The 13,185-nt window shown below is 46.7% G+C and carries 10 protein-coding genes; 7 read left to right on the top strand and 3 right to left on the bottom strand.

What is annotated here, in order from left to right:
* Positions 1–194 precede the first annotated feature (194 nt).
* A complete protein-coding gene (locus MHI55_RS29255; protein WP_340387926.1) occupies positions 195–1,676 on the top strand; it encodes an alpha-amylase in 1,482 nt (493 codons plus the stop codon).
* 550 nt (positions 1,677–2,226) lie between these two features.
* Positions 2,227–2,856 carry a hypothetical protein gene (locus tag MHI55_RS29250; protein ID WP_143781307.1) on the top strand — a complete coding sequence of 210 codons (630 nt, stop codon included), beginning with the start codon at positions 2,227–2,229 and terminating at the stop codon, positions 2,854–2,856.
* A gap of 181 nt (positions 2,857–3,037) precedes the next feature.
* Here MHI55_RS29250 and MHI55_RS29245 read toward each other — a convergent pair whose 3' ends face one another.
* Positions 3,038–3,781, bottom strand: a complete 744-nt coding sequence (locus MHI55_RS29245; protein WP_076253718.1) for an MBL fold metallo-hydrolase — start codon at positions 3,779–3,781, stop codon at positions 3,038–3,040.
* Positions 3,782–3,984: 203 nt separating this feature from the next.
* Between MHI55_RS29245 and uxaC the strand changes: the two genes are divergently transcribed.
* The 4 genes from uxaC (at position 3,985) to MHI55_RS29225 (ending at position 9,968) form a co-directional block, all read left to right on the top strand.
* Positions 3,985–5,427, top strand: coding sequence for a glucuronate isomerase (uxaC, locus tag MHI55_RS29240; protein WP_340387925.1), 1,443 nt, complete (start codon positions 3,985–3,987; stop codon positions 5,425–5,427).
* A gap of 400 nt (positions 5,428–5,827) precedes the next feature.
* Positions 5,828–6,370 carry a MarR family transcriptional regulator gene (locus tag MHI55_RS29235; protein ID WP_036612904.1) on the top strand — a complete coding sequence of 181 codons (543 nt, stop codon included), beginning with the start codon at positions 5,828–5,830 and terminating at the stop codon, positions 6,368–6,370.
* Positions 6,367–8,094 carry an ABC transporter ATP-binding protein gene (locus MHI55_RS29230; RefSeq protein WP_036667885.1) on the top strand — a complete coding sequence of 576 codons (1,728 nt, stop codon included), beginning with the start codon at positions 6,367–6,369 and terminating at the stop codon, positions 8,092–8,094. The genes MHI55_RS29235 and MHI55_RS29230 overlap by 4 nt, the downstream gene beginning before the upstream one ends.
* A complete protein-coding gene (locus MHI55_RS29225) occupies positions 8,091–9,968 on the top strand; it encodes an ABC transporter ATP-binding protein (protein WP_253503938.1) in 1,878 nt (625 codons plus the stop codon). The genes MHI55_RS29230 and MHI55_RS29225 overlap by 4 nt, the downstream gene beginning before the upstream one ends.
* A 644-nt stretch (positions 9,969–10,612) precedes the next feature.
* On the opposite strand, the gene MHI55_RS29220 is transcribed toward MHI55_RS29225, so the two are convergent.
* Positions 10,613–11,206: a hypothetical protein gene (locus tag MHI55_RS29220; protein WP_036612896.1), complete on the bottom strand. Its 594-nt coding sequence runs from the start codon at positions 11,204–11,206 to the stop codon at positions 10,613–10,615.
* Between the two features lie 315 nt (positions 11,207–11,521).
* Between MHI55_RS29220 and MHI55_RS29215 the strand changes: the two genes are divergently transcribed.
* A complete protein-coding gene (locus MHI55_RS29215; RefSeq protein ID WP_340387924.1) occupies positions 11,522–12,418 on the top strand; it encodes a diacylglycerol kinase family protein in 897 nt (298 codons plus the stop codon).
* A gap of 40 nt (positions 12,419–12,458) precedes the next feature.
* Here the strand turns inward: MHI55_RS29215 and MHI55_RS29210 are convergent, their stop codons facing one another.
* Entirely contained in the window at positions 12,459–13,049 is a 591-nt protein-coding gene (locus tag MHI55_RS29210; protein ID WP_340387923.1) for a GNAT family protein, read from the bottom strand.
* Positions 13,050–13,185 lie beyond the last annotated feature (136 nt).

The raw sequence follows: 13,185 nt of genomic DNA, 5'->3' as shown, positions 1-13,185 counted from the left end.
TATTCTGTCATCGTAGTGTCAGTGTAAATAATCTTTGTTAAGCTTATACAGCATATATTTTTTGATTTTCTTTCCTTTATATGATTGAAGGGTAGGGTGAAAGGGTTATAACTTGGTTAGCAACGAACGAACAACGGCGATTACCCTATCCGTTCCGCGGTCCGCTTCGATAGCAATCAAGGAGGTCGGTTATAATGAAGAGAAATCATACCATGATGCAGTTTTTTGAATGGCACCTGGCTGCAGACGGAGATCATTGGAAGCGACTGGCTGAAATGGCCCCGGAACTGAAAGCCAAAGGCATTGACTCGGTATGGGTGCCACCCGTAACCAAGGCAGTGTCAGCAGAAGATACAGGTTATGGTGTATATGATCTGTACGATCTGGGCGAATTTGATCAAAAGGGTACCGTACGGACCAAATATGGCACCAAGCAGGAACTGGTGGAGGCCATTGCTGAGTGTCAGAAGAACGGCATTGCCGTCTATGTGGATCTGGTTATGAATCACAAGGCCGGAGCAGATGAGACGGAAGTGTTCAAAGTGATCGAGGTTGATCCCAATGATCGAACGAAGGAAATTTCTGAGCCGTTTGAGATTGAGGGCTGGACCAAATTTACATTCCCGGGTCGCGGGGATCAATACTCCTCTTTTAAATGGAACTCTGAACACTTCAACGGCACGGACTTTGATGCCAAGGGAGAACGAACAGGTGTATTCCGCATCGCAGGAGAGAATAAAAAATGGAATGAGAATGTCGATGATGAGTTTGGTAACTATGACTATCTGATGTTCGCCAATATAGATTATAACCACCCGGATGTTCGGCGCGAGATGATCGATTGGGGGAAATGGTTGATCGATACCCTCCAGTGTGGTGGGTTCCGGCTGGATGCGATTAAGCATATCAACCATGAATTCATTAAGGAATTCGCAGCAGAGATGATCCGCAAACGCGGTCAGGATTTCTACATCGTAGGCGAGTTCTGGAATTCAAACCTGGATGCATGTCGTGAATTCCTCGATACGGTAGACTATCAGATCGACCTGTTTGACGTGTCTCTTCACTACAAGTTGCATGAGGCTTCGCTTGCAGGCAGAGACTTTGATCTCTCCAAAATTTTTGATGATACCTTGGTTCAGACACATCCTACCCATGCGGTAACTTTTGTAGATAACCATGACTCCCAACCTCATGAAGCGTTGGAATCATGGATTGGAGACTGGTTTAAGCCAAGCGCCTATGCGTTGACGCTATTACGTCGCGATGGTTATCCGGTTGTATTTTACGGGGATTATTATGGCATTGGTGGTCCTGAACCTGTGGATGGCAAAAAAGAAATTCTGGACATTCTGCTGTCTGCCCGTTGCAACAAAGCGTATGGAGAGCAGGAAGATTACTTCGATCACGCCAATACGATTGGCTGGGTACGTCGTGGCGTAGAGGAAATCGAAGGTTCCGGTTGTGCAGTGGTCATCTCCAACGGGGATGACGGTGAGAAGAGGATGTTCATCGGAGAGCATCGTGCTGGTGAAGTCTGGGTGGATCTGACGAAGAGCTGTGATGATCAGATTACCATTGAGGAAGACGGCTGGGCCACCTTCCATGTGTGCGGTGGAGGCGTCTCGTTATGGGCCCTTCCTGAACAGAATGAGGACTGCGCTGACGCTGAGTAACGGCATGTGCCAGGCAGGATAAGAAAAGGTACACCGATTGGATATGAAAACAGTATATAGGATAGATCGTTATCGTTAAACCATCTGAACAGGAGAGAGGGCATACCTGTGTTCAGGTGGTTTTTTTGCATTTTTCTAGGTGCAAGTGAGACTTCATCCTAACGAACCGAGGGCACCTTATTTGCACTGAATTAGCGTTATTGGAATTCTAACGAATCTCAGTAACCTTATTACTCTCAAAAACGAATGAAATAGCGCCAATTGGAGCAACATCACCTGATTAACGCGTTTGAGATTCGTTAGAATACTGGTAACTCGGATTTCAGCCGAATAAGGTCTCTCAGATTCGTTAGCTTAACGTGGGCTAAGTGTCGCCGCCATACGCAAACGAATGACTGCTACAAGTAAAAACATGAAATGAGAAAGAAACAGTTCGGTCCCACATCTTAATACATGGTACAATAATCCAAATATGGAGTGTTAGAAAACAAAATGAGAGAACGTAATAAGCGATATTCTTTGCAGAAGATTGGAGAAGAGGAGGGGCGGCATGAGTCCCAAAAGAGAGATGAACCGTTTCTTCCCGTTAGTCATGTACCTATGTGTAATAGCCGTGTGTCTGGGGGCTTGCAGTTTGGGACCAAACCAGGGGCCAGCGGGTGAACCGAAGCGAACCGATGAGTATACGTTGAATTCGGAGCGAAGAGATTTGAATGAGCGGGTTACGAAGAACCTTGAGTCTTTTCTGATGAACTCGCCAGATGATTATAATTTGACAGCAACGGTGGATGTGAGTCATGAATCCGGAGTTGATCGGATTACTTATGAGATTTTGGTGAATGAGGCTCGGGTGCCCATGGTTAATGTCATTCAGTCCTTCACCCTCGATCCCAACATGATAAATCGAATAGATGCCGGAGCGTTATTTCATTCCAATGTGAGCAATACACACGAGATTAGTTTAGAGTCTGACAAGGAACCGCTTGGTTTGAGTCTGAGCAGAAGTTATGTCTTGAAACCAAAGGCGGAGATCGACAGCAATATCCTCCAGCGTTATGCAGATATGTATATCAAAATTTCCTATGGCCCAAATGATCAGCGAACGGAAGATTATTTTCATGCTCAGGCCGAGCCGTCTCCAAGGACGATTGAGTATATGAAGTCATTGGAGAGAGATTAGATTAATAGAAAGGCAGCATCCACCAGTTCCGTATGAGGAATCTGAGTAGACGCTGCCGGTTATCTATTTGAGATAGTAAGGTTATTACTTTTCAAAATACTGATTCATCGTATCCCACATTCGATTGAACTCACTTCGTTCCATTGAAAATGCTCCAGGCTTTTCGGGTTTGTGGTTTTACCTACTCCAGTTCAAATGATTCCAACGTGCCAACCATCCGCAGATCATACTCGCGGTTGAATTGTTTCCGTTTGTCCGCATCCGCGTACTCGTCATGATAATGCATTAGTACAGTTTTCTGTCTCACTTCGGCAGGCAGTTGTTCCAAATCGTTCAGTGAAGTGTGTGACTTGATGACCAGATCGTGCATATGACATTCATGGAAAATCAGCTGCACATCAGCGGCAACTTGCTCCACCCGTTCCTGGTCGAGTGTACTGTCAGCACTGTAATAGAAGTAAGGCTTGGCGAGTAGCCCATTGCTGACCATACCGGGAACATGCTGTGTCCGAAACGTCTCAAACGTCACGCCTCCCAGTTCGAATGTGCCTCCATCTGGCAGGGGAACGACATCGTAGTAATCGCTCATGGTACGTTCACCATCCGTTGTGTAGCGCATGCCGGGGGATAGAATGTTCCAGAGCGGATCTACCAATTGTTCGTGGATGAACAGACGGGGTTTGCGGTCGCCTACGATCTGTGCGTAATAACCTAGCATCTGTACACCATTAATATGATCTTCATGTAGATGCGTAATGAACACGTTGTGGATATCGGTCATGGCGAATCCATATTCCTTAAGTGCTTTGGCATTTGATTCTGGAAAATCAATGACCAGATGCGTGTCTCCGAATTCAGCCAACATACTATTGTGGTGCTGCTCCACGCTGAACATATCTCCAGTGCCGAGAAAAGTGATTTTCAATTCATTTCATCTCCTTGTGTGATCTTCAGATCAGCATCCTTGCGTTAAATCCAGTATACCTTGTTCCCGAATATATGCCTAAATCAACCTTTTTTGATAACGCTATCATTTTATATTGAACTTTGATGATAAACAGTGTAGCGTAAAGATGGGAAGTGAACCCATATGAACGTAAACTCACCTAAAGGGAGCGTGCGAGGCGAATGAAATCTTTTCTGGATGAACAATTTTTGCTGCACAATGAAACGGCGATCAAGTTATATGAGGATTATGCCAAAGACATGCCGATTATTGATTATCATTGCCACCTCAGTCCTCAGGAGATCTACGAGAACAAAACCTTTGGCAATCTTACAGAGGCTTGGTTATACGGTGATCACTATAAGTGGCGGCTCATGCGCGCAAACGGAATTGAAGAGCAATATGTGACCGGCGGCGAGGGAGTAACCGATTACGATCGTTTCATGGCTTATGCCAAAACGGTACCGATGATGATTGGTAATCCACTGTACGCCTGGTCTCATCTGGAATTACAGCGATATTTCGGCGTCTACGAAGTATTGAATGAGACAAGCGCACCGGCCATCTGGGAAAAAGTAAATGCTAAACTGAACAGTGACGGATTCGGTGCACGCGATCTGATTACCAAATCCAATGTCACTGTTGTGTGCACAACCGATGATCCAACGGATTCTCTGGAGTATCATCTGAAAATTCAGGAAATCGAAGGCTTTGATACGGCGGTATTACCTTCTTTCCGCCCGGATAAAGGCTTGGAATTGAACCGGGATACCTTCGTGGAATGGGTGGGCAAGCTGTCGCAGGCATCTGGCACTGCCATTTCAGATTATGAATCTTTCCTTGCTGCGCTGGAGTCACGTGTGGAATTTTTCCATTCCGTCGGCGGCAGAGTCTCTGACCATGCACTTGATTATGTTCCTTACGGCGTGGCTACACGCGAAGAAGCAGCTGCCATCTTTGCAAAGGTACTTGCGGGTCAGAAGGTAACTCGTGAGGAAGAGGACAAATACAAGACGGTAACGCTGACGTTCCTTGGCAAACTGTATGCAGATCGGGGCTGGGTGATGCAGTTCCACATTAATGCAGCCCGTAACAACAACACACGGATGTTTGCCAAACTTGGGCCGGATACTGGTTACGATGCCGTGAATGATACGCCGCTTTCCGCAGCGATGATTGGATTGCTCGACGCGTTGGAGCAGCAACAAGCACTGCCCAAAACGATTCTGTATTCTCTGAATCCAAGGGACAACGAAGTGCTCGCGGCGATCATCGGCAGCTTCCAGGGCGGGGGTATTCCGGGCAAAATCCAGCTTGGTGCCGCCTGGTGGTTCAATGATACGAAGGATGGCATGCTCGCTCAGATGAAAGCCCTGGCGAATGTTGGTCTGCTCAGCCGTTTTGTTGGCATGCTGACCGATTCACGCAGCTTCCTGTCCTACACCCGGCATGAGTATTTCCGTCGTCTCGTCTGCAACCTCATCGGTGAATGGGCCGAACAAGGGGAGGCACCGCAGGATATGGAGCTGCTCGGTCAGAGCGTACAGGGCATCGCCTACAACAATGCAAAAGAGTATTTCCCGTTTGCCTCAGTGCCTAAAACAGTCTCTGCTTCACAGTCCTGATGAGTAACAAACGCACCTAATCATGCAATTTATACAATAAGAAGATTCTTTTGTGTCTACTTTTCAATCGTAATAAAATGCTCCCCTTCCTTACCTCCGGGCCATCATCCACCGGAGTTATGAACGGGAGTTTCTTTATAAGTTGAATTCATGGAATTGTACATACTAACTATAGTGGGCTCCAATGGAGGCCATATGACAAAACCCATAATCAAGCGCGTGTATGCTCTTGGTTATGGGTTTATGTTGGTTATTTTTAGATGTTTGACAATGGCTTCTTGCGATAATATACTTAGTAAACCTAATTAATTGTGCATCTATTTAATTGTATTACTATTTAATAGATGTCCTATGATGTTGGATGTCTATGGAATGATAAAGAAAGAAGGAGGGACCCATTATGACTGGTATAGATCCGGTCGCTCAGAAGCTTTTGTACTCCATTATGCAGTTTAATAAAGGCAAATGGAGGCAACATAAACCTCATGGGCGCAATCACAATGAAATTATGGTGCTGGGTTGTTTACTCCACGGGATGCATCCGGGAGAACAATTGAACTGGCAGGACAATCCGCCTGATTTCAATGACACGATCGAATCCAACCATCCCGGGATGAAAGTCTCGGAAATCAGCGCATTGCTACGAGTGAAGTCACCGACCATTACACCTGTTATTCGTGGCCTTGAAGATGAGGGGCTGGTCAAACGGACGATGGACCCGGAGGATCGCCGTGCTGTCCGCATCACGATTACTGAAGCAGGTCGTGAAATTATTCGGGCTGCTCACCAAGAACGCATGGAAATATTCAATAAGTTAGTTGAGCATTTGGGTGAGCAAGACAGTACTCAGCTGGCTGAGTTGTTGACAAAGGTATACACCTTTTTTGATACATTAACTTCCTTGCAAAAGGATGATTCGACAAGAGGAGATGATAAGCCATGATGAAACTGTTTCGCATGCTGAAGCCATACCAAATTCCGATTATTTTTATTCTGGTGTTGGTACTGTTTCAGTCGCTTGCTGAATTGTACCTGCCTACGTTAATGGCAGATATTGTGAATGACGGCATCATTAAAGGGGATATCCCGTATATCTGGCAGATTGGTGGATGGATGTTGGTCATCGCGATTGGCGGAACAGCGTGTTCGGTGATTGCCAGTTATCTCTCGTCTCGAACAGCGGGTGGATTTGCCAAACAACTGCGGAGCAGAGTATTTCGCCATGTGGAGAATTTCTCGCTCCAGGAGTTCGATAAGATGGGGACTGCTTCACTGATTACGCGTACGACGAATGACATCACGCAGGTACAGAATGTACTTACGATGATGCTGCGAATGATGATTATGGCTCCGCTCATGTGTATCGGGGGTATCTTCATGGCGGTATCTCAGGACGCCAAATTGTCTACGATTTTCCTGGTCGTGCTTCCGGTACTGGGTGGAGCTATTGCGCTGATTGGCGCCAAGGGTTTACCTTTGTTCAAAACCATTCAGAAAAAGCTGGACCGTCTCAATCTGGTGCTGCGTGAGCAGTTAACAGGGATTCGGGTTGTTCGTTCCTTTAACCGTGGGGAGCATGAGAAAGTGCGCTTTAACGGGGCCAATACAGAACTGAGAGATTCATCGATCAAAGTTAATGTGCTCATGGCGACCATCATGCCTGTGATGATGCTGGTTATGAACTTTTCGATGATTGCCATCCTTTATTTTGGTGGAATGCGGATCGACACTGGTAATATGAACATCGGTGCATTGATTGCCTTCATCCAGTATGCAATGCAGATCATGTTCTCACTTATTATGGTTTCGATGATCTTTGTCATGATTCCAAGAGCTTCAGCATCGGCAGAACGGATTAACGAAGTGCTTGATATGCAGCCGGATCTTAGCAATCCCGAGCAGCCTCGTGGTATGAAATCCATGCAGGGTATGATTGAGTTTGACAATGTAACTTTCCGTTATCCGGGCGCAGAGAATCCAGCTTTGTCCAATATATCTTTCACAGCTCGCTCAGGTGAGACAACAGCCATCATAGGCGGTACGGGTTCTGGGAAATCGACATTGCTCAGTCTTATTCCACGATTTTATGATGTGACCGAAGGCAGTGTTCGGGTAAATGGTACGGATGTGCGTGAAATTCGGCAGGAAGATCTGCGTGCCAAAATTGGATTTGTACCACAAAAGGCAGTCCTCTTTACGGGTACGATTACGGAGAATATCCGTCACGGGAAAGACGATGCCACAATGGATGAAGTTGTTCATGCGGCCCGTACAGCTCAGGCGGAGAACTTCATTACTGAGATGAAAGAGGGATATGACAGCCTTATCGCACAAGGTGGTAACAACGTATCTGGTGGACAAAAGCAACGTCTGTCCATCGCTCGCGCACTTGTTCGCCGTCCGGAAGTTTATATCTTTGATGACAGTTTCTCTGCTCTCGATTTCAAAACGGATGCTAAACTTCGTGCTGCGCTGAAGTCCGAAACGACAGAAGCGGCTGTGCTGATTGTTGCGCAACGCGTAAGTACAGTAATGGATGCCGATCGCATTTTAGTTATGGATGAGGGCCGAATTGTCGGTTCAGGAACACATAAAGAGCTGCTGGAGCACAATGAAGTGTATCGCGAGATTGTATCCTCCCAGCTGACAGAGGAGGAGATCGCATGAGTGAACGTACAGAACGTAAGTCGCCTCGTCCCCATGGTGGACCGGGTCCAGGTCCCGGAATGGGCATGCGACCTCCCGCTGAGAAAGCAAAAGATTTCAAAGGCACACTGCGTCGCTTGATTCGTTATCTCCAGCCCCATAGTTCTCGTCTGCTAGGTGTGCTGGTTGCAGCCATTTTGAGTACCGTATTCAGCATCATCAGTCCAAAAGTTATGGCCGAAGGAACGGATATTCTCAGTAAAGGCGCCATTGCCATCCTTCAGGGTGTACAGGGAGCCGGGATTGATTTTCCTGCATTGATGAAAGTGTTATACCTGCTTGGCGGACTCTATCTATTCAGTGCTGCATTTATGTATGTTCAGCAATACCTGATGGCCGGTGTGGCCCAACGTGTTGTGTATGACATGCGTGAGCAGATCAGTGCGAAGGTTGGACGTCTTCCTTTGAAATATTTTGACTCCCGCACAACTGGGGAGACACTTAGCCGTGCCACGAATGACGTGGACAATATCAGTAATACACTTCAGCAAAGTTTGGCACAGTTCATTACGTCTATCGTCACAATTGTCGGCGTAATTATCATGATGCTGACGATTAGTCCATGGATGACGCTGATCACGATTTTGACGTTGCCACTCAGTGTAGTTGTTGTCATGCTGGTTGCATCTCGTTCGCAAAAACACTTTGCGGGTCAACAGAAATCCCTTGGGGAACTGAATGGTCATGTCGAAGAGATGTACACGGGACACAAGGTCGTCAAAGCATTTGGACGCGAAGAACAATCCGTACAGCAATTTGAGAAGGTCAATGAAGAACTGTATGAATCTGGCTGGAAAGCTCAGTTTATCTCCGGTATTATTATGCCGCTCATGAGTTTTGTGGGTAACTTGGGTTATGTGCTGATCTGTGTGGTCGGTGGGATCTTCGTTACACGTGGTTCTATCTCCATCGGGGATATTCTGGCCTTTACACAATATTCCCGTCAATTTACACAACCGATTAACCAGATTGCAAATATCTCGAATATTATTCAATCGACGATTGCTTCGGCGGAACGTGTATTCGAGTTGTTGGATGAAGAGGAAGAAGTTCCGGAGTCCAAACAACCCGTGCAACTACAGCAGCCTAAAGGTGCGGTTGCATTCCAAGGTGTTAATTTTGGATATAAAGAAAATGAACTGCTCATTCATAACATGAATATTGATGTAAAACCGGGACAGACGGTAGCCATTGTTGGACCAACGGGAGCCGGTAAAACCACCCTGATCAACCTGTTAATGCGTTTCTACGAAATTCAGGATGGTCGGATTACGATTGACGGTTCAGACATTAAGGACATGGAGCGTGGTAAGCTGCGCAGTCTGTTCGGCATGGTGCTTCAGGATACCTGGTTGTTCAACGGAACGATTCGGGACAACATCGCCTATGGTCGAGAAGGTTCTACGGAAGACGATGTAATCAAGGCAGCCGTTGCGGCACATGCGGATCACTTTATCCGTACACTGCCTGATGGTTATGATACGGTGCTGAATGAAGAGGCGTCGAACATCTCTCAAGGGCAGAAACAGTTGCTGACCATTGCAAGAGCGATTTTGGCGAACCCGGCCATCCTCATTCTGGATGAAGCGACGAGTAGCGTGGATACACGGACCGAAGTATTTATCCAGAAAGCAATGAATGATCTGATGAAGGATCGCACGAGCTTTGTCATTGCACACCGTTTGTCAACCATTCGCGGCGCCGATCTGATCCTGGTTATGGATCATGGTAACGTGATTGAACAGGGTAATCATGATGAATTGATGGCAAGTCAGGGCTTCTACGCCGATCTGTACAATAGTCAGTTTGCGGAGCAACAACCGCAGGCGATCTGATTACACTGTAACTAACTAGAATAGCCGGGAGCACTCTTAGGGGTGCTCCCGGCTATTTGTCGTGTATCCAGAGGAGTCGATTCTCATGTGTTCGTTTGGATACGATGGATCTATAAGATATGAAGGAACGTTGGCATAGTAATTGGGTTGTGGTGCTCGTCAGCCTTTCAGTTGTTTGCGTGAGGTGCAGACAGGATGAGGGTTCATCCTTCGTCCATGCTAACGAATCGTAGACACCTTATATGGAGGATTATCAAGCACTCCCAATTCTAACGAACTTGAGACATGTTATTTCTCTGATAAGCAACACAAAGCGGTAAAATAAACTGCAGAATGCGGAAATAAAGTGTCTATGATTCGTTAGAACGCCGGTATTGTGGAATTGTGCCTATTAGAGTGTGCTGAGTTCGTTAAAATATTCTAATAAACCTTAGTCATAATTGTCTTACATATGCCATGCGTGCAAAAATAAAAACGGGACGAAGCGGTGTAACTACACTGCTTTGTCCCGTTTATTTATATTCTGAATTCATTGTACATCAATCTAGATACAAGCATACGAGCATAAGCTCACCAAGTGGGACATCCAGATTAGTCATGAGATACTTTGTAAGCCTCAGTTTGGGCATAGCATGACCCGCATTTTACTGATCCTTAGAATCGTTCGCAGGTTCATCAGTGTCATTGCTAGAGACCGACCTTACTTCTGCCTTCACGTCGTCGCTGTTAGCTTCCTCCAGCGCAGACGGAGCGGGTTCACCCGGGATTAATTCGCGCTGCTCAATCATGCGTTTGACAACCTCATAACAGTCATCCACATGTTTGTTACCCACATAGCGCATGGCTGTGAAGCTGAGTGCGGCAGCCAATCCCTGTCCTGCAAAAGGAACAAATTTGGCGACCGATTTGGTGGCTACGCGTACACCGACTCTTTTCAGAACCTGGACAACCAATTCCTTGGTGATCATACGACCAATGACTTTGCTTCCGATGGACATCACGAATCCATAGATCATGGATTTGGTCTCGGGGTCCATGCCGTCCAACTGTTTTTGTGATAATCCGAATTTATTGTTAATGGCAGGCAACAGCTGCATCAGCATCCCCACATCAGCCAGTACGTCTGTACCGGGCAGCGGAACGAGTGTTGTACCGGCAGAAGCGGTAGCTCTTTTGCGAACCATGGTACGGCATTCCTTGCGAACTTGCTCCAATTGTTCCAACGTTGCCGGAATCATAGGGAATCCCTCCATTCGTATATGGTATAGATATAACCGTTTTGACTCAATTTGAATGGGTTCTCACCAGCAAAATTTGCAACCTTATGACATTAAGGTGCGGAGAAACCCTTTTTTCCATGCATACATCTGGTTAAACAAGGAAATGGTTTATGGATAAACGGGCCATCTAGCTATTACGAATGAATGAGGATTAGGATGCATACCTGATTGGGAAACCTATTTGGAATCATGATGAGTGCGTAGCGAAGGGCTTGTTTACGGCTTCAACCTTTGTGGGTAAAGGTTTACAAGCATTGGAATGGAGGAAGAGGGATGGAGTTTAACAAAGCGTTGTTAATTCATCATCATCATTCGGGCAAGGCCAATCGTGAGAATACAGTGGGCCTTGTGGCTGGTGTGCTGGCTCCCGCTGTCCATGAACTCGTCATTGTGCGTACGGATGAAGCTGGTGAAGGAGAGAAGCTGTGTCGTGAACGCGGGGAGCAATTCGATGTGGTGTTTATCCTGGGTGGGGATGGCACGGTGCATGAATGCGTGAATGGACTGGCCGATCTGCAAAATCCTCCGTTGATTGGTATATTGCCTGGAGGCACCTGTAATGACTTTGCCCGTTCGCTCGGTATTTCACCGGATGCAGAGATTGCGGCACAAGAAATGCTGGCAGGTCGGGTGGTATCTATTGATGTTGGACGAGCTAATGATCGGGTGTTCACGAACTTTTTCGGCATTGGCTTGATCAGTGATGCATCGCAGAATATTAACGAGAATCTGAAAGGCGCGCTGGGGAAGCTCAGTTATTTTATCAGCACTTTACAGACAATTAGTCATACAGAGCCGTTTCGTTACCAACTGGAGGCGGATGGGAAAGAGATGGAAGGCGAAGCGGTGATGATCTATGCAGCCAATGGCCGTTTTCTGGGAACAAATGCATTGCCCTTTGCACCGGATGCGTTGCAGGATGGCGAACTGGACGTGCTCATTATTCATGAGACAGGCATTCCGCTACTGCGAGAGATTCTGTCGCACAAGCCAGAGGGAGAATGGCAACCTCAGAGTGAGAGTATTTCATACTTCAAGGCATCTACGTTAAAAGTGAAGACGGATGCGCCGATGTCAGCTGACACGGACGGCGAATTGTATATGAAGACACCCGCCGAGCTGTCGGTGCTGACGGGTCATCTGAAGTTTCTAACCGGGGAGGGTTATTAAATCCCCCGGTTTTTTAGTTTGATTTTAGTTGATCGAAAACTTAAACTTTCTCTGGCTGATCTCTCATATGACGTTGCCTGAACTCATCCTCCAGCATACTCATCTGAATGGCATCATGGTATTGATGATTGTAGAACAAGACATCCCGCTTTACACCCTCGCGCTGGAATCCAAGCTTCTCATACGTGCGAATGGCTCGCTCGTTGAAGGCGTACACCTCAAGCTCGATTCGATGCAGGTTACAGATTCCGAAGCCGTAGTCCAGCATAAGTAGCAACGCCTCGCTACCGTAACCTTTTCCTTGATGTTCCGACTGATCGATGGCAACCCGGATATGTGCACTGCGATTCTTGGCATGCATGTCCATCAGGACGACATCTCCGATGATCTGGTCATTTTCCTGTAAAGCAATAAGTAGCATGAGTCTGGTGTCATCTTGTGCAGCGCTCTCAACATAACGTTCGACCTGAGCGCGTGTGAAACTGTTCTGTGTTCCCGTCAGCCTACGCATCTCGGCGTCAAACAGACCGGGGAAGTATGCATCCACATCTGTAATCTCGAAGGGACGCAGATATATGCGCGACGTTTCTAGCAGACGTGGGATACGTGGGGAAGGTTTTGAATGTGACATTAGTTGTTCCTCCTATAGGTTCAAGGCGGGACTGATCGAGATGGCCCTGCCTCTTAAAGTTGGCGTTACACATTGATGATGACATGAGTATATCCCAATACTGTATACTTCCAAATATACAGTTTTAATTAATTTT

The sequence above is a fragment of the Paenibacillus sp. FSL E2-0151 genome (assembly GCF_037993015.1).
Classification (GTDB): domain Bacteria; phylum Bacillota; class Bacilli; order Paenibacillales; family Paenibacillaceae; genus Paenibacillus; species Paenibacillus amylolyticus.
The sequence above is the reverse complement of the archived record's forward strand: the minus strand, read 5'-3'. Positions and strand labels throughout refer to the sequence as shown.

What these genes read in the sequence shown, in the direction of transcription:
- MHI55_RS29255 (WP_340387926.1), top strand. Translation starts at nt 195, where the DNA reads ATGAAGAGAAATCATACCATGATGCAGTTTTTTGAATGGCACCTGGCT.
- MHI55_RS29250 (WP_143781307.1), top strand. Translation starts at nt 2,227, where the DNA reads ATGAGTCCCAAAAGAGAGATGAACCGTTTCTTCCCGTTAGTCATGTAC.
- uxaC (WP_340387925.1), top strand. Translation starts at nt 3,985, where the DNA reads ATGAAATCTTTTCTGGATGAACAATTTTTGCTGCACAATGAAACGGCG.
- MHI55_RS29235 (WP_036612904.1), top strand. Translation starts at nt 5,828, where the DNA reads ATGACTGGTATAGATCCGGTCGCTCAGAAGCTTTTGTACTCCATTATG.
- MHI55_RS29230 (WP_036667885.1), top strand. Translation starts at nt 6,367, where the DNA reads ATGATGAAACTGTTTCGCATGCTGAAGCCATACCAAATTCCGATTATT.
- MHI55_RS29225 (WP_253503938.1), top strand. Translation starts at nt 8,091, where the DNA reads ATGAGTGAACGTACAGAACGTAAGTCGCCTCGTCCCCATGGTGGACCG.
- MHI55_RS29220 (WP_036612896.1), bottom strand. Translation starts at nt 11,206, where the DNA reads ATGATTCCGGCAACGTTGGAACAATTGGAGCAAGTTCGCAAGGAATGC.
- MHI55_RS29215 (WP_340387924.1), top strand. Translation starts at nt 11,522, where the DNA reads ATGGAGTTTAACAAAGCGTTGTTAATTCATCATCATCATTCGGGCAAG.
- MHI55_RS29210 (WP_340387923.1), bottom strand. Translation starts at nt 13,049, where the DNA reads ATGTCACATTCAAAACCTTCCCCACGTATCCCACGTCTGCTAGAAACG.